15 protein-coding genes are annotated in these 15,679 nt (G+C 72.8%); 7 read left to right on the top strand and 8 right to left on the bottom strand.

Features of this window, described 5'->3' with window-relative positions; genetic code table 11:
- Window positions 1-10: 10 nt before the first annotated feature.
- Genes J2S44_RS12285 through J2S44_RS12270 form a run of 4 tightly spaced genes read right to left on the bottom strand, consistent with a single transcriptional unit; the run spans window position 11 to window position 3,396 of the window.
- On the bottom strand, window positions 11-622 hold the full coding sequence (locus tag J2S44_RS12285) for a LutC/YkgG family protein (RefSeq protein ID WP_310412256.1): 612 nt from the start codon (window positions 620-622) through the stop codon (window positions 11-13).
- On the bottom strand, window positions 619-2,025 hold the full coding sequence (locus J2S44_RS12280; RefSeq protein ID WP_310412253.1) for a LutB/LldF family L-lactate oxidation iron-sulfur protein: 1,407 nt from the start codon (window positions 2,023-2,025) through the stop codon (window positions 619-621). The genes J2S44_RS12285 and J2S44_RS12280 overlap by 4 nt, the downstream gene beginning before the upstream one ends.
- Window positions 2,022-2,756: a (Fe-S)-binding protein gene (locus J2S44_RS12275; protein ID WP_310412250.1), complete on the bottom strand. Its 735-nt coding sequence runs from the start codon at window positions 2,754-2,756 to the stop codon at window positions 2,022-2,024. The genes J2S44_RS12280 and J2S44_RS12275 overlap by 4 nt, the downstream gene beginning before the upstream one ends.
- A 4-nt stretch (window positions 2,757-2,760) precedes the next feature.
- A complete protein-coding gene (locus tag J2S44_RS12270) occupies window positions 2,761-3,396 on the bottom strand; it encodes a GntR family transcriptional regulator (RefSeq protein WP_310412247.1) in 636 nt (211 codons plus the stop codon).
- Window positions 3,397-3,467: 71 nt separating this feature from the next.
- Between J2S44_RS12270 and J2S44_RS12265 the strand changes: the two genes are divergently transcribed.
- The 4 genes from J2S44_RS12265 (at window position 3,468) to J2S44_RS12250 (ending at window position 9,248) form a co-directional block, all read left to right on the top strand.
- On the top strand, window positions 3,468-4,460 hold the full coding sequence (locus J2S44_RS12265; RefSeq protein ID WP_310412245.1) for an aldo/keto reductase: 993 nt from the start codon (window positions 3,468-3,470) through the stop codon (window positions 4,458-4,460).
- A 93-nt stretch (window positions 4,461-4,553) separates the two neighbouring features.
- Entirely contained in the window at window positions 4,554-5,615 is a 1,062-nt protein-coding gene (locus J2S44_RS12260) for a lactonase family protein (RefSeq protein ID WP_310429622.1), read from the top strand.
- A 292-nt stretch (window positions 5,616-5,907) separates the two neighbouring features.
- Complete coding sequence (locus J2S44_RS12255) at window positions 5,908-7,608, top strand: substrate-binding domain-containing protein (RefSeq protein ID WP_310412243.1); 1,701 nt, start codon at window positions 5,908-5,910, stop codon at window positions 7,606-7,608.
- Window positions 7,609-7,760: 152 nt separating this feature from the next.
- Window positions 7,761-9,248: a sugar transferase gene (locus J2S44_RS12250; protein WP_310412240.1), complete on the top strand. Its 1,488-nt coding sequence runs from the start codon at window positions 7,761-7,763 to the stop codon at window positions 9,246-9,248.
- Window positions 9,249-9,272: 24 nt separating this feature from the next.
- Here J2S44_RS12250 and J2S44_RS12245 read toward each other — a convergent pair whose 3' ends face one another.
- Window positions 9,273-9,806: a MarR family winged helix-turn-helix transcriptional regulator gene (locus J2S44_RS12245; RefSeq protein ID WP_310412237.1), complete on the bottom strand. Its 534-nt coding sequence runs from the start codon at window positions 9,804-9,806 to the stop codon at window positions 9,273-9,275.
- A 38-nt stretch (window positions 9,807-9,844) separates the two neighbouring features.
- Window positions 9,845-11,035 (bottom strand): ROK family transcriptional regulator, encoded by a 1,191-nt coding sequence (locus J2S44_RS12240; RefSeq protein ID WP_310412235.1) that lies wholly within the window; start codon window positions 11,033-11,035, stop codon window positions 9,845-9,847.
- Window positions 11,036-11,110: 75 nt separating this feature from the next.
- Here J2S44_RS12240 and xylA point away from each other — a divergent pair, with 75 nt between their 5' ends.
- Both xylA and xylB read left to right on the top strand, forming a co-directional pair.
- Window positions 11,111-12,298 carry a xylose isomerase gene (xylA, locus tag J2S44_RS12235; protein ID WP_310412232.1) on the top strand — a complete coding sequence of 396 codons (1,188 nt, stop codon included), beginning with the start codon at window positions 11,111-11,113 and terminating at the stop codon, window positions 12,296-12,298.
- Between the two features lie 2 nt (window positions 12,299-12,300).
- A complete protein-coding gene (gene xylB / locus J2S44_RS12230) occupies window positions 12,301-13,689 on the top strand; it encodes a xylulokinase (protein WP_310412229.1) in 1,389 nt (462 codons plus the stop codon).
- A 79-nt stretch (window positions 13,690-13,768) separates the two neighbouring features.
- Here xylB and J2S44_RS12225 read toward each other — a convergent pair whose 3' ends face one another.
- Window positions 13,769-13,966 (bottom strand): DUF397 domain-containing protein, encoded by a 198-nt coding sequence (locus tag J2S44_RS12225; RefSeq protein ID WP_310412227.1) that lies wholly within the window; start codon window positions 13,964-13,966, stop codon window positions 13,769-13,771.
- An 89-nt stretch (window positions 13,967-14,055) separates the two neighbouring features.
- Window positions 14,056-14,913, bottom strand: a complete 858-nt coding sequence (locus tag J2S44_RS12220) for a helix-turn-helix domain-containing protein (protein ID WP_310412223.1) — start codon at window positions 14,911-14,913, stop codon at window positions 14,056-14,058.
- A gap of 155 nt (window positions 14,914-15,068) precedes the next feature.
- Here J2S44_RS12220 and J2S44_RS12215 point away from each other — a divergent pair, with 155 nt between their 5' ends.
- The gene (locus J2S44_RS12215; protein ID WP_310412220.1) at window positions 15,069-15,674 is read left to right on the top strand and encodes a GNAT family N-acetyltransferase; all 606 of its coding nucleotides are present in this window, start codon (window positions 15,069-15,071) and stop codon (window positions 15,672-15,674) included.
- Window positions 15,675-15,679: the final 5 nt, after the last annotated feature.

The raw sequence follows: 15,679 nt of genomic DNA, 5'->3' as shown, positions 1-15,679 counted from the left end.
GGGCCGGCGCTCAGCGCGTGGCGATGACGACGTCCAGCCGGCGCGGGCCGTGCACACCCTCCACCCGGTTCAGTTCGATGTCGCTGGTCGCGGACGGACCGGAGACGAGCGTGAGCGGCCGTGTCGGGTCGGGGAGCCGGCTGAGCGCGGCCGGCACGCCGCCGGCGATCTGATCCGTCCAGACCACGCAGACGTGGTGGTCCGGCACCAGGCTGAGCACCCGCCGGCCCTGGTCGGGACCGGCGTCCAGGATCAGCGTGCCGGTGACCGCGATCGCGACCGCGGCGCCGGTGACCACCGTGACGCCGGGCTCGTCCAGCGCGGCGACCGAGATCGGCGCGTCGGACGAGTCCCGCAGGACCGGCCCGGGGATCCACGGGGCCGGCAGGCCGGGCGGCACCACCACGGTGGACGAGGACGCCAGCAGCCCGCCGAGCACGTCCGCCAGCGACGCCGCGGTGGCCCGGTGCACGCCGGCCCGGTAGTCGACGAGCCGGTCCACCAGCACCTCGACCACGTCGATGCCGGGCACGTCGCGGCGGTAGTCGCGGGGCACCGGCGGCGCCGAGGCGGGCCGGGCCGCCCGGACCCGGGCCAGGATCTCCGTACGCGCGTCGCTCATCGCTTGGTCCACCATTCCCGGAAGGTCTGCTTCGGCGGCAGCGGCACGTCCCGGCTGTCCGTCCACGCGGAGGCCGGCCAGGGCAGCCGGCGCAGTCGCCCGAACCCGCGCAGCGGCGCACTGCCCCGGCGGGCGGCACGCAGCGCGGCGGCGTACCGGCGGCGATCCCGCATGATCCAGGAGAGCGAGCGGAACGCGGCCCGCTCCGCCGCCGGCTTGGGTCCCTTCTGCCGCAGGTGCACCAGCACCTGGGGGATGTCGATCCGCACCGGGCAGGCGTCGAAGCAGGCGCCGCAGAGCGTGGACGCGTACGGCAGCGTCTTGTTCGCGCCGGCGCCGGTCATCTGCGGCGACAGGATCGCACCGATCGGCCCGGGATAGACCGACCCGTACGCGTGCCCGCCGACCCGCTCGTAGACCGGGCACACGTTCAGGCACGCGGAGCAGCGGATGCAGCGCAGCGCCTGTCGCCCGACCTCGTCCTCCAGCGTGGCGGTCCGCCCGTTGTCGATCAGCACGACGTGCGTGGTCTGCGGCCCGTCGCCGGGCGTGACCCCGGTCCACATCGAGGTGTACGGGTTCATCCGCTCCCCGGTCGACGAGCGCGGCAGCAGCTGGAGGAACACCTCCAGCTCGGCGAACGTCGGCAGGATCTTCTCGATGCCGACCACCGAGATCAGCGTCTGCGGCAGCGTCAGGCACATCCGCCCGTTGCCCTCGGACTCGACCACGACCAGCGTGCCGGTGTCCGCGATCGCGAAGTTGGCACCGGACACGCCGACCGTGGCGCTGAGGAACTTGGCCCGCAGGTGCGTGCGCGCGGCCTCGGCCAGCGCGGGCGGGTCGTCGGTGAGCCCCGCCGCGACGCCGGGCATCCTGGACCGGAAGATGTCCCGGATCTGGCTGCGGTTGTAGTGGATCGCCGGGACCAGGATGTGCGACGGCGTGTCCTCGGCGAGCTGCACGATCAGCTCCGCGAGGTCGGTCTCGGTCGCCTCGATGCCGACCGCCGCCAGCGCCTCGTTGAGCCCGATCTCCTGGGTCGCCATCGACTTGACCTTGACGACCTCGCGCGCCGCGGTCTCGCGCACGAGCCGGGTGACGACGTCGCACGCCTCGGCCGCGTCGCGCGCCCAGTGCACCACCGCGCCGGCCCTGGTCGCGGACTCCTCGAACTGTTCCAGCAGCTCGGGCAAGCGGGCGAGCACGTCGTCCTTGATCGCGGCGCCGGACCGGCGCAGGTCCTCCCAGTCGTCGACCTCGCCGACCACGCGCAGCCGCTTGTCCCGGATCGTGTGCGTGGCGCGCCGCAGGTTGGCTCGCAGCTGCGCGTCGTCCAGCTCCAGCCGCGCCGCGTCCGGGAACGGCCTGAGCGCGACGATGTTCCCGGTCCCGTGGCTCACTGTGCGCTCCCGGTGCTGGCGAGGATCTCGGCGTAGTGGATCGGTTTCGCGGTCGACGCCGCGCGGCGGGACAGCCCGCCGCCGATGTGGGTCAGGCAGGAGTTGTCCGCGGCCACCACGTACTCCGCGCCGGTGGAGTCCACCGCGCCGCACTTGTCGGCCAGCATCGCGGCCGAGACGCCGGCGTTCTTCAGCGCGAACGTGCCGCCGAACCCGCAGCACTCCTCGGCGCCGGCCAGCTCGCGAAGCTCCAGCCCGCGCACCGCCCGCAGCAACGTCAGCGGCTTGTCGCCCAGGCGCAGCATCCGCAGCCCGTGGCAGGTCGGGTGGTACGTCGCGGTGTGCGGGAAGACCGCGCCCAGGTCGGTCACGCCCAGCACGTCGACCAGCAGCTCCGCGAATTCGTAGGTGCGTGGCGCCACCTCCGCCACGGCGGCCTCCAGAGCGGGGTCACCGAGCGCCAGCCGGGGGTACGAGTCACGCACCATCGCCACGCAGGAGCCCGACGGGGCCACCACCGCGTCGTAGCGGCGGAACGTGTCGACGAACCCGCGCACCATCGGCATCGCCTCCGCGCGGTAGCCGCTGTTGGCGTGCATCTGCCCGCAGCAGGTCTGCGCGGCCGGGAAGTCGACGGCGTGCCCGAGCCGTTCCAGGATGGACACCACGGCCTTGCCGGTGTCCGGGTACATCAGGTCGTTCACGCAGGTGATGAAGAGCGCTATCCGCACGGCGTCAGCTCCCGAAGTAGGACAGGTGCCGCTCGCGGGCGGCGGTGATGTGGTCGCGCATCGCCGCACCGGCCGCGGCGCCGTCCCCGGCCGCGATCGCGTCGACGATCCGGTGGTGCTCGGCCGCGCTGGTCCCGTAGTGGCTCTGCGGGAAGTTGAGCCGGAACAGGTGCAGGTGGGAGCGGAGCCGGACGATCGCGTCGTGCAGCATCCCGTTGCCGGACAGCTCCGCGACGCGGTGGTGGAACCGGGCGTCCCGCGCGGTGAACCCGGCGATCCCCTGGAAGCCCGGCGCGTCCGGCTGCACCGGCAGGTCGGCCTCGGCGCGCAGGTCGTCGGCGTAGACCGCCTTCGCGGCCGCGGCCGGTTCCAGCAGCAGCCGCATCTCGATCAGGTCCTCGAACTCCGCGCGGCTGAGCAGCGGGGACGCGGTGTAGCCGACCAGTGCCCGCTTGCGGACCAGGCCGTCGGACTCGAGCCGGGCCAGCGCCTCCCGTACCGGCGTGGGGGAGACCTGCAGGCGGCGCGCCAGCGCGTCGATGTTGATCTTCTCGCCCGGCGCCATCGCGTGATCCATGATCAGCGTCTGGACCGACGTGTAGACGTCATCGGTGAGCGTGAGTCTCCGGACCGGGCGCATCGGGACCTAATCTGTGTGAGGGGGAACACGGTAGGCAGATCCTATAGGATCTACGGTGCGAAGGAGAAGGCATGGATCCGGCGGCACGCATCCGGCTCGGCGGCAGCGACGTGCTGGTCACCCGGCTCGGCCTCGGCCTCGCCCCGATCGGCGGCCTCTACGCCCCGGTCGGCGACGAGACCGCCACGGCCGTCGTCGACCGCGCCTGGGAGCGCGGGATCCGGCTGTTCGACACGGCGCCGCTCTACGGCCACGGCCTCTCCGAACGGCGGGCCGGCGCCGCGCTCCGCGACAAGCCGCGCCACCAGCTCGTGCTCTCCACCAAGGCCGGCCGGCTGGTCGTGCCCGGCGACGCGACCGACCCGCTGTGGGCCGAGCTGCCGCCGGGCGTCAGCACGCGGTTCGACTTCTCCGCCGGTGCGATCCGCCGCTCGGTCGAGGAGAGCCTGGACCGGCTCGGCCTGGACCGGGTGGACCTGCTGCACCTGCACGACCCGGACGACCACTACCTGCCGGCGCTGCACGAGGCGCTGCCGGCCATGGCCGAGCTGCGCAGGTCCGGCGCGGTCGGCGCGATCAGCATCGGGATGAACCAGGCGCCGATGCTGGCCGCGTTCATCCGCGCGACGGGCGCGCCCGGCCCGGACGCGGTCATGGTGGCCGGCCGCTACACGCTGCTCGACCAGTCCGCGCTCGGCGACCTGCTGCCGCTCGCCGCCCGCCGCGGCATCTCCGTGCTGGCCGCGGCGCCGTACAACTCCGGCCTGCTGGCCGACCCGCGACCCGGCTCCCGCTTCGACTACGCGCCCGCCCGGCGCGAGCAGCTCGAGCGGGCCCTCCGGATCAAGGACGTCTGCCGGGGGTACGGGGTCCCGCTGCGCGCCGTCGCGCTCCAGTTCGCGTTCGGCCACCCGGCGGTCGCGGCCGTGGTCTGCGGCTCCCGCACGCCGGCGGAGGTGGACGACAACGTGGACCTGACCGCGCTGCCGATCCCGGCCGAGCTGTGGACCGCGCTCCGGAGCGAGCGTCTCCTCCCGCCGCACGTCCCCACGCCCACCTCGTGAGCCGTGCCGTCCGGGCCGGTCCGCGGCGGGCGCGACGCGGAACGGCCGTGCAGCCCCTGGCGCGCGTACCACCGGCAACTCTGGTTTCATCGGATCATGAGTGACGGCGAACTCGTATTCATCGGCTGCTACACCTCCGAGGCGGGCGGCCGGGGTGACGGCATCACCGTGACCCGCCGCGACCCGCGGACCGGCGAGCTCTCCGCACCGCGCCTGGTCGCGACCACGCCGTCCCCGTCGTTCCTGGCCCGGCACCCGCGCCTGCCCGTGCTGTACGCGGCCGGCGAGCTGGCCGAGGGCCGGGTCACCGCGTGGGCGATCGCGGCGGACGGCGACCTGACGCTGCTCGGCGAGCAGCCCACCGGCGGCGAGCACCCGTGCCACCTGGCCGTCACCGCGGACGGCCGGCACCTGGTGACCGCGAACTACGGCAGCGGCAGCGTCTCCGTGCACCCGCTCGACCTGCTCGGCGTGCCGGGCGAGCGCACCGACCTGCGGCAGCACTCCGGGAGCGGCCCGGTCGAGGACCGGCAGGAGGGACCGCACGCGCACATGGCCACGCCGGACCCGGACGGCGACCGGGTGTGGGTGGTCGACCTGGGCGTGGACGGGCTCTTCCCGTACCGGCTGGATCCGGACAGCGGCCGGCTGGAGCCGCCGCCCGCGCCGTTCCACGTCCGTCCCGGCACCGGCCCCCGGCACCTCGCCCGCGGGGACGGCCGCCTCTATCTGGTGGGTGAGCTGGACGGCTCGATCACCGGGTACGACGCGGCCACGGACGGCACGCTGAGTGAGCGCGGCCGGGCGCGGACCAGCGACGCGGACGGGCCGGTGCAGCCGTCCGAGATCGGCCTCGGCGCGGACGGGCGTTTCGGGTATGTCGCCAATCGGGGCCCGGACACGATTGCCGTTTTCGCGCTGCAAGCGACGTCCGGCATTCCCGCACTGGTCGGCGAGGTGCCGTCCGGCGGAGTCTGGCCGCGCCATTTCTCGATCATGCCGAGCATCGATCCCGGCGGATCGGAGTTCCTCTACGTGGCGAACGAGAGATCGGACACCGTGATCACGTTCCGCATCGACCCGGAGACCGGAATTCCCGCGCCCGGGGGCCCTGTGCTGGAGCTCGGCACCCCGACATGCGTTCTGCGCGCTTGATCGAGATATTTCCGGGGCGTTACGTCCGATTTGGCGGATGCTTGCCGAGATGGGGTCTGGACGGCAACCTTAAAGCTTTCCTAAACTACTGTGCCGGTCTTACCGTATTTGCCAACGCGCGGAGACTGATCAATTACTAACAGTGATTCTGCTGGTATAGATCGGTTTCTTCTCCGTAACTTTCGTCCGAACGTCTGTGGCGTTCGGCCACGATCGTGCGGAGTATTGGCGTGTGCCAGGCCGCCATCGAATGAACAGCAGCTTTCGGGGAGCCGGTGCCATCGCCGCGGCGATGGCACTGGTCGCCGTCGTCTCCGGCTCCTACCTCGGTTACCGACAGTTATCGCAGCCCAGCTGCACCGGGTCGGTGCCGCTGAGCGTCGCGGCGTCTCCCGAGATCGTCGAGCCCATCAAGGCCGCCGCCGAGGCGAAGGTCGCGGCCGGTGCCGGGGTGGACGGCCGCTGTCTCGAGGTGACCGTGCAGGCCGCCGAGCCGGTCGAGATCGCGGCCGCGATCGCGACCAAGCACGCCACCACGCTGACCGGCGTCGGGCAGGGCAGCGGCGCGACCGTGCTGCCCGACGTCTGGGTGCCGGACTCGTCGACCTGGCTGCAGCGCCTCGAGCAGGCCGCGCCCGGGTTCCAGCCGCTCAACGGCGCCTCCGTGGCGACCAGCCCGGTCGTCGTGGCCATGCCGGAGCCGCTGGCCAAGACCACGGTCGGCTGGCCGGACAAGAAGCTGCAGTGGTCCGAGCTGCTCGGCCAGATGACCAGCAGCGACTCCCCGCTGAAGGCCGGCATCGTCGACCCGGCCCGGGACGCCTCCGGCCTGGCCGGTCTGCTCGCGCTCGGGCAGGCGTCGGCCGGCAACGGCAACGACGCGGCCCGCGTGGGTGTGCTGCGCACGCTCGCGCTCAACCGGTCCAACCTGCGCGCCGACCTGATGGCGAAGTTCCCGAAGTCGGAGGACCCGGCCGCCCTGGCGGACGGCGTCAGCCTGGCCGCGCTCTCCGAGGAGGACGTGATCGCGTACAACGCGACGCAGCCCCCGGTGTCGCTGGCCGCGCTCTACGTCGAGCCGGCCGCGGTCGCGCTGGACTATCCGTTCGCCGTGATGCCGGAGGCGGACGCGGCCAAGGGCAACGCGGCCGACCTGCTCTTCGGTGAGCTGACGTCGAGCCCGGCGTACCGCGACGCGCTGGCGAAGGCCGGCCTGCGCAGCGCCGACGGCAGTGCGGGCGGCGGGTTCGCGGCACCGACCGGCGCGCCCAGCCCGGCGGCGATCGCCGCGTCCGCGCCCGCCACCGGCGGCGGCGCGGCCAACGGGCTGGACGCGGCCGCGATCGGCCGCGCGCTGGCCAGCTGGACCGCGATCACGTCGCCCGGCCGCATGCTGGTGGTCTTCGACGTCTCCGGCTCGATGCTCAGCCCGGTGCCCACGGCCGCGGACAAGACGCGCAACCAGGTGATGGTCGAGGCGGCCGGCCGCGGCCTGGGCCTGCTCGACAACGAGTGGTGGCTCGGCGTCTGGGTGTTCTCCACCGAGCTGCAGGGCTCGCGGGACTACCGCGAGCTGGTCCCGATCGGCCAGCTCAGCAAGCAGCGGGACGCGTTGCAGGCCTCGCTGGGCGAGGTCCAGCCGGTCGACGGCGGTGCCACCGGCCTCTACGACACCGTGCTCGCGTCGTACCTCGCGGTCCAGGAGGGCTACCAGGCCGACAAGGTCAACTCGGTGGTGCTCTTCACCGACGGCCAGAACGAGGACGCGAACAGCATCAGCCGCGAGGAACTGGTCGCACAGCTCAAGGAGAAGTCCGACGCCAAGCGACCGGTCCGGGTGATCCTGATCGGCATCGGCAACGAGGTCAACAAGGAGGAGCTGGAGAGCATCGCGGCGGCCGGGGGCGGTGGCGCGTTCGTCGCCCAGGACCCGGCGAAGATCGACGAGATCTTCCTGCAGGCGATCGCCTCCCGCGCCGCGACGGTCGGCTGAGCCGCCGTCGCCCTCGGGCAACCCGTCCGGCCAGCGGAAATTCCACCGTACGGCGGAGCTGACGGTGATCGGCCGCGGATATTCTGCGACCGGCCCTACTGAGTGATCATGGGCCTCCCGCCTTTCCGCGGGCACAACGGGTGGGAGGGCCGATGACGTCAGCGACGCTAGCGCCGTCGTCCGGGACGCAGCCGGGCGACACCCGGCAGGACGCCTCGGTGGCCACGCTCCGCCTCCGGCAGCACCGCTACGTCCGTACCCTCGTGGTGATCGACGCGGCCGTGGTCGCGCTCGCCGTCCTGGCCGGTTACGTCGGGCGCTTCTACGCCACCCCGGTCATCGGCGTCGACGTGCCCTACTACGTGATCCTGCCGGTCCTGGCGGTCGTCTGGCTGCTCTCGCTGAAGGCCGCGCACTGCTACGACGACCGGGTGCTCGGCTACGGCGCGGACGAGTACCGCCGGATCTTCACGGCCAGCGGGCGGATGGCCGCCGGCGTCGCGATCACCGGTTACATCATCGACATCGGCGTCGCCCGCGGCTTCCTCGCCATCTCGTTCGCGCTCGGCACGGTCCTGCTGATCGCCGCGCGCTGGGCGGTCCGCCAGCACCTGCACCGCCAGCGCCGGGCCGGCCGTGGCTGGGCCCGCCGGGTGCTCGTCGTCGGCGACGCGCCGCACGTGCTGGAACTGGTCCACACGCTGCGCCGCGAGCCGTACGCCGGATACCAGGTGGTCGGCGCCTGCATCCCGGACGCGCTGCTCGCGCCGGTCCCGCAGCGCCTCGGTGACGTGCCGGTGGTCGGGTCGTTCCGCGGCATCCTCGACGCGGTCGCCGCCACCGGCGTGGACACGGTCGCGGTCACCGCCTCCGGCGAGCTGACCGCCGGCCGCCTCCGCCGTCTCGGCTGGCAGCTCGAGGGCACCGACGTCGACCTGGTGCTGGCGCCCGCGCTCACCGACGTGGCCGGCCCGCGCATCCACACCCGCCCGGTCGCCGGCCTGCCGCTGATCCACGTCGAGTCACCGGAGTTCCGCGGCGGCCGCAAGCTCATCAAGGAGCTCCTCGACCGCAGCATCGCGCTGCTGGTCACGCTGGCCGCGCTGCCGGTGATGATCGCGATCGCGATCGCCATCAAGATCGACAGCCGCGGTCCGGTCATCTTCCGCCAGACGCGCGTCGGCCTGGACTCGCGGGAGTTCGGCGTCTACAAGTTCCGCACCATGGTAACCAACGCGGACGCGCTGCTCGCCGAGCTGAAGGCCAAGAACGAGACCGACGGCCTGATGTTCAAGATGCGCAACGACCCGCGGGTCACCCGGGTGGGGCGGTTCCTGCGCAAGTGGTCGCTCGACGAGCTGCCGCAGCTGTTCAACGTGCTGCTCGGGCACATGAGCCTGGTCGGCCCGCGACCGCCGCTGCCCTCCGAGGTGGCGCGGTACGACGGCGACCTCGCCCGGCGGCTGCTGGTCAAGCCCGGCATGACCGGGCTCTGGCAGGTCAGCGGCCGGTCCGACCTCTCCTGGGAGGACGGCGTCCGGCTCGACCTGTTCTACGTCGAGAACTGGTCGCTGGCCGCCGACCTCACCATCCTGTGGAAGACGGTCGGCGCGGTGGTCCGGTCGCGCGGAGCCTACTGACCCGGTCGTGCCGCCGGCGTGCGGTCAGGCGGTGCGGGCCGCGGCCGGGGACTCCTCGGCGGCCGGCCGGGCGGCGTCGCTGAAGGCCTGGAGGCCGGTCACCAGGGCGGCGCGGGACGCGGGCGACATCCGGGCGAGCACGCCGGAGAGCTGGTCGCGGCGTTCCGCGCGCACCTCGTCCAGCAGGTCGCGGCCGGCGGACGTGAGGCTGAGGGCGATCTCCCGGCGGTCGGCGCGGCCCGGCTCGCGTTCCAGCATGCCGGCGGCCACCAGCCGGTCGCAGAGCCGGCTGGCGGAGGAGAGGATCATGCCGAGGTTGCCGGCGAGCCTGCCCAGGTTGATGCCCTCGTCCTGCTCCACGACCAGCAGGGCCCGCAGCTGCGAGCCCGAGAGACGGTTGGTGGCCTTTTCCCGGGCGGTGTCCCAGACACCCAGCAGCGCCTCGGCCGCCTCGTCGATCGCGGCGGCGTCGGCCGAGACGGCGACGGTCGTTGAGGGGACCGCCGACGCTGTGGCGAGGATGGGTTCCGGCCGGTTTGGCCCGTGCTGTACGGCCATCGTCCGCCGAGAGTACCCCCGCGATGTGTGTCGTGTCTCTATGGCGTACCGGGTGAGGTCTCGACGAGCCAGCCGGCGGGCTCCTCGTGCACCGCGCGGATGATCGCACCGGCGGCACCGACGACGGCCGCGTCGCTGCCGAGCCCGGCGGGGCGCACGTGCACCGGTGACCAGCCCGCGGTCAGCACCCGGGACGCGATCTGGGCCTCGATGCCGGGGGAGAGCCACGGCGCGAGCGGCGCGTAGATGCCGCCGAGCACGACCGTGTCCACGTCCAGCAGGTTGATCACCCCGGCGATGGTGACGCCGAGCGCGGACGCGGCGGCGGCCAGCCGGGCGAGCGTGGCGGCGTCGCCGGACGACGCGAGCGCCGTCAGGTCGCCGACGGTGCGGCCGGGCGGCAGCAGCGCCTCCTGGCCCGCGTACTGCTCCAGGCAGCCGCGGGCGCCGCACCGGCAGGCGGGGCCGTCCGGGTCGACCGCGACGTGGCCGAGTTCGCCGCTCCAGCCGCGGGCGCCGCGGAACAGGCTGCCGTGCAGCACGATGCCGGCGCCGATGCCGATCTCCCCGGAGACGTAGAGGAAGCTGGACGGGCCGGCGGGTGCGCCGTGGTGCAGCTCGCCGATCGCGGCCAGGTTCGCCTCGTTCTCCACGGTGAGCGGGCCCGGCGTGAAGCCGGACGCGTCCACGTCCCGCCAGCCCAGGTTCGGCGCGAGCCGGATCGTGCCGTCCGGCGAGACCAGGCCGGGCACGGCCACGGCCGTACCCGCGATGGTCAGTCCCTGGTCCTCCGCCACCAGGCGGGCGCGCGCGGCCAGCGAGGCGGCGTCGGCCAGCACCCGGGCGGGCGAGTCGCCGCGCCGGTCGCCGGGCTGGATCTCCCGGTGGCGGACCGCGCCGGCCAGGTCGAGCACGCACGCGGCCAGGTAGTCGACGTTGATCTCCAGCCCGAGCCCGGCCGGGCCGTCCGCGTCGTTGAGCACCAGCCCGACGCCGGGCCGGCCGGCACCGCTGCGCGGGGCCGGCGAGACCTCGCGCAACAGCCTGCCGGAGACGAGATCGTCGACGAGAGTGGAGACCGTGGCGCGGGTGAGGCCGGTGGCGGCGGCGACGTCGGCGCGCGACTGTGGGCTCGAGAGAGCGATCTGGGCCAGCACCAGCCGCAGGTTGTGCCGGCGCAGACTCGCCTGCCGCACCGGGCTGCCGGCCGCGGAGATCCCGGAAATCACGGGGTTGACAATGCCACACGCCACTCAAATAATTCAACCAATAAACAAATCGCGGATGTTACGTGGAGGTATCGCATGGCCGCTCAGCCCACTCCCGCGGACAGGTTCACGTTCGGCCTCTGGACGGTCGGCTGGACGGCCCGTGACCCGTTCGGCGACGCCACCCGCGCCCCGCTCGACGCGGTCGAGGCCGTGCACAAGCTGGCCGAGCTCGGTGCATACGGCATGACGTTCCACGACGACGACCTGATCCCGTTCGGCGCCGAGACCGCCGCGCGCGACGAGCAGATCAGCCGGTTCAAGAAGGCGCTGGACGAGACCGGCCTCAAGGTCCCGATGGTCACCACCAACCTGTTCACCCACCCGGTGTTCAAGGACGGCGGCTTCACCAGCAACGACCGCTCGGTCCGGCGCTACGCGCTGCGCAAGGTGCTGCGCAACATCGACCTCGCCGCCGAGCTGGGCGCGAACACCTACGTGCTGTGGGGTGGCCGCGAGGGCGCGGAGTACGACGTGGCCAAGGACGTGCGGGCCGCGCTCGAGCGCTACAAGGAGGGCCTGAACCTCCTCACGCAGTACGTCACGGAGAAGGGCTACGACATCCGCTTCGCGATCGAGCCGAAGCCGAACGAGCCCCGCGGCGACATCCTGCTCCCCACGGTTGGTCACGCGATCGCGTTCATCGGCGAGCTGGACAAGCCGGAGCTGGTCGGCCTCAACCCGGAGGTGGGCCACGAGCAGATGGCCGGCCTCAACTTCGCGCACGGCATCGCGCAGGCGCTGTGGCACGGCAAGCTCTTCCACATCGACCTCAACGGCCAGCGCGGCATCAAGTACGACCAGGACCTGGTCTTCGGCCACGGCGACCTGCTCAACGCGTTCGCGCTGGTCGACCTGCTGGAGAACGGCGCGCCCGGCGGCGGCGAGGCCTACTCCGGCCCGCGGCACTTCGACTACAAGCCGTCCCGCACCGAGGACTACGACGGCGTCTGGGCGTCCGCGGCCGCGAACATGCGGACCTACCTGCTGCTCAAGGAGCGCGCCGCCGCGTTCCGCGCGGACCCGGAGGTGCAGGAGGCACTGGTCGCGAGCGGCGTCGCCGAGCTGAACCAGTCCACGCTGGGTCAGGGCGAGACGCTCGCCGACCTGCTCGCCGACCGGAGCAGCTTCGAGGACTACGACGTGGACGCGGCCGCCCAGCGCGGCTTCGGCTTCGTCCGCCTCAACCAGCTCGCGGTCGAGCACGTGCTCGGGGCCCGATAGCCATGCCTCTCGTCGCCGGGGTCGACTCCTCGACCCAGTCATGCAAGGTCGTGATCCGGGACGCGGAGACCGGCGCGCTCGTCCGGGAGGGCCGCGCGGCCCACCCGGACGGCACCGAGGTGCACCCGGACGCGTGGTGGAGCGCGCTCAACGACGCGGCCGCACAGGCCGGTGGCCTCGACGACATCGCCGCGATCTCCGTCGGCGGCCAGCAGCACGGCATGGTCACGCTCGACGAGCGGGGCGAGGTGGTCCGCCCCGCGCTGCTGTGGAACGACACCCGGTCCGCCGGGGCCGCGGTGGACCTGATCGACGAGCTCGGCGGCGCGCGGCAGTGGACGGACGCGGTCGGCCTGGTGCCGGTCGCCTCGTTCACCGTCACCAAGCTGCGCTGGCTGGCCGACCACGAGCCGGAGAACGCCGCTCGTGCCGCCGCGGTCTGCCTGCCGCACGACTGGCTGACCTGGAAACTGGCCGGCGCGCCGGGCCTGGACGGGCTGCGCACCGACCGCAGCGACGCCAGCGGCACCGGCTACTGGTCCGCGGCCACCGGGGAGTACCGGCCGGACCTCCTGCGGCACGCGGTCCGGAAGGACCTGATCGTCCCCACCGTCCTCGGCCCGGCCGAGACGGCGGGCTCGCACGGGAACGCGCTGCTCGGCCCCGGCGCCGGCGACAACGCGGCGGCCGGGTTCGGCGCGGGTGCGCAGCCCGGCGACGTGATCGTCTCCATCGGCACGTCCGGCACCGTCTTCTCGGTGGCGGACACGCCGGCGAACGACCCGAGCGGCATCGTCGCCGGCTTCGCGGACGTGACCGGCCGGTTCCTGCCGCTGGTCTGCACGCTGAACGCGGCCCGGGTGCTCACCACGGCCGCGACCATGCTCGGCGTCGACGTGGCGAAGCTCTCCGACCTGGCGCTCGACGCGCCGGCCGGCGCGGACGGCCTGGTGCTGGTGCCCTACCTGGAGGGTGAGCGCACGCCGAACAAGCCGCACGCGTCCGGCGCGGTGCACGGCCTGACGTTGCGCACCGGCACGCCCGCGCACCTGGCCCGCGCCGCGGTCGAGGGCATGCTCTGCGCGCTCGCGGACGGGCTGGACGCGCTGGTCGCGCAGGGTGCCACGGTCAACCGGGTGATCCTGGTCGGCGGCGGTGCCCGGTCCGAGGCGGTCCGCCGGATCGCGCCCGCGGTCTTCGGGCTGCCGGTCGTGGTCCCGCCGCCGGGGGAGTACGTGGCGGACGGCGCCGCCCGCCAGGCCGCCTGGGTCGCGACCGGTCACGCTCCCGAGTGGACGATCACGGACACCCGGGAGTACGACGGCACGCCCGTTCCCGCGATCCGCGAGCAGTACGCCGCGGCCCGCGAGCTGACGGTCGACCGGCACTGATCCCGGGACCGGTCAAGGCGGGAAGCAAAAAGGGCCCGCCGTCCGAACACGAAGGACGGCGGGCCCGCTTGCAAGTCGTTTATCTCTGGATGAGGTCGCTGGCCAGGAAGGTCCGCCAGCTTGCCGGGGCGAACGTCAGCGTCGGTCCCTGCACGTCCTTGGAGTCGCGCACCCCGACGACGGCGTCGTCGAGCCGGGCGAACTCCACGCACTGTCCCTGGCCGTTACTGCGGCTGCTCTTGCGCCACGTGACCTCGGACGGATTCGGCGCAACCATAGTGCGCCCTCCTACTCTGTTGATCTCGCCGACGTTGTGCTGTGAGGACGGACAGAGATCAACAGAGGTCGCCCGATCCCAGGCAGTCTTCACCTGGGAGCGAACGCGTCCGCCTTCACGCTTAGTAGTTTAACGCTGTCCACCGGGGAGAGCGCAATCGCCCGCATATGGTCATATGCGGTGGCATGCGTGGCCACGTGCTCCGGACTGTCCAAAAGCAACGCTCCGGAGAGATTTTCCAGGTAGACCACGGTGGGATCACCGGGGTTGGCGAATTCCATAATGGTGAAACCCACCCCCATCCCGGCATAAGGTCCCTGCCCGAACGGCAGGACCTGGATGGTGACGTTCGGTAACTGACTGGTGTCCACCAGATGCCGAAGCTGAGCCGCCATCACGTTCGGCCCGCCGATGACGCGCTGCGTCACGGACTCGTCCAGGATCAGCCACAGTTTCGGCGGCGTCTCCCGGCGCAGCACGGCCTGGCGCGCCAGCCGGAGCTCCACCCGTTCGTCGATGCGCTCCGGCGAGTCCTCGGGGAACTCCGCGGCTATCACGGCCCGCGCGTAGTCCGGCGTCTGCAGCAGGCCGGTCACCAGCTGGATGTCGACGATCTGGAAGCCGGACGCCTCGTCCTCGAACGCCACGTACCCCGCGAACCACTGCGGCATCGAGCCGGAGTAGTCCACCCACCAGCCGTGTTCGCGCGCGTCCCGGGCCAGTTGCATCAGTGCGCCGCGCACCTCGGACGACACGCCGTAGACGCGCAGCAGCGTGCCGACCGTGCGCGGCTGGACTCGGATCTGTGCCGTCTCGATCCGGGACAGCGTGGACTTGCTGACCTTCGCCTCGGCGGCGGCCTGCTCGATGGTCAGGTCCGCCGCCTCCCGCAGCCGCCGCAGCTCGGATGCGAGCCGGCGCCGCCGCACCGTCGGATGGGTTCCCATAGCGCAGAGTGTCGCCGATGCAGGTCGTGAGCGGGTAGCCGACTCCGCGAATTTTGGAGAAGTTCCAGCCTTGGAAGTTGCTCCATAGTGGGAGTTGCAAGGACGCGGGCATAGATGCCAGTCTGCTAGCGGCGTGTCTCATGAGGGGGATCGGCGTGCATCCGACAGTCACGAAGGCCGATGCGTCCGACGTGGTCTGGGCGACCGACCTGATCACCCACTCGCTGGAGAGCCAGGCACCCGCGGTCTGGCTCGTCCCACCGCGCGCCCGCCGCCACGTGGTCCTCGGCAGCGCGATCCGCACCGCGCTGGACGCGGCCCTGACGCTCGGCGAGGTGCTGTGCACGCCGGACCGGACCGGCGTCGCGGTCTGGCTGCCGCACGACGGCGACGCGTGGCCCGCGCTGCCGGGGCGGTACGACGCCCGGACGGACGAGATCACCGCGGAGTTCGGCGCCCGGTTCCGCCAGCTCGCCACGCTACTCGCCGCGCACCACCCGGCCGAGCCGCACCACCACCTGCTGTTCATGGCCGTGGAGCCGAACCGGCGCGGTGAGGGACTGGGCAGCGCGCTGCTCCGCGCGCACCACGCCCGGCTGGACGCGGCCGGCATTCCCGCCTACCTGGTCTCCGGCAATCCCGCCGCGCGCGACCTCTACGCCCGGCACGGCTACCGCGCCGCCGCGCCGATCCTGCTCCCGGACGGTGCCGCGTTCTGGCCGATGTGGCGGCCGAGCCACAGCGCCGGGGCCGGCACCTGAGCTAC

This window comes from Catenuloplanes niger (genome assembly GCF_031458255.1).
In the GTDB taxonomy this organism is placed as follows: Bacteria; Actinomycetota; Actinomycetes; order Mycobacteriales; family Micromonosporaceae; genus Catenuloplanes; species Catenuloplanes niger.
This window is presented reverse-complemented; position numbering and strand designations above follow the sequence as displayed.

Bases quoted from the DNA above. Each gene is read 5' to 3' on its own strand.
- J2S44_RS12285 (WP_310412256.1), bottom strand. From the start codon at position 622: ATGAGCGACGCGCGTACGGAGATCCTGGCCCGGGTCCGGGCGGCCCGG.
- J2S44_RS12270 (WP_310412247.1), bottom strand. From the start codon at position 3,396: ATGCGCCCGGTCCGGAGACTCACGCTCACCGATGACGTCTACACGTCG.
- J2S44_RS12265 (WP_310412245.1), top strand. From the start codon at position 3,468: ATGGATCCGGCGGCACGCATCCGGCTCGGCGGCAGCGACGTGCTGGTC.
- J2S44_RS12255 (WP_310412243.1), top strand. From the start codon at position 5,908: ATGGCACTGGTCGCCGTCGTCTCCGGCTCCTACCTCGGTTACCGACAG.
- J2S44_RS12250 (WP_310412240.1), top strand. From the start codon at position 7,761: ATGACGTCAGCGACGCTAGCGCCGTCGTCCGGGACGCAGCCGGGCGAC.
- J2S44_RS12245 (WP_310412237.1), bottom strand. From the start codon at position 9,806: ATGGCCGTACAGCACGGGCCAAACCGGCCGGAACCCATCCTCGCCACA.
- xylA (WP_310412232.1), top strand. From the start codon at position 11,111: ATGGCCGCTCAGCCCACTCCCGCGGACAGGTTCACGTTCGGCCTCTGG.
- xylB (WP_310412229.1), top strand. From the start codon at position 12,301: ATGCCTCTCGTCGCCGGGGTCGACTCCTCGACCCAGTCATGCAAGGTC.
- J2S44_RS12225 (WP_310412227.1), bottom strand. From the start codon at position 13,966: ATGGTTGCGCCGAATCCGTCCGAGGTCACGTGGCGCAAGAGCAGCCGC.
- J2S44_RS12220 (WP_310412223.1), bottom strand. From the start codon at position 14,913: ATGGGAACCCATCCGACGGTGCGGCGGCGCCGGCTCGCATCCGAGCTG.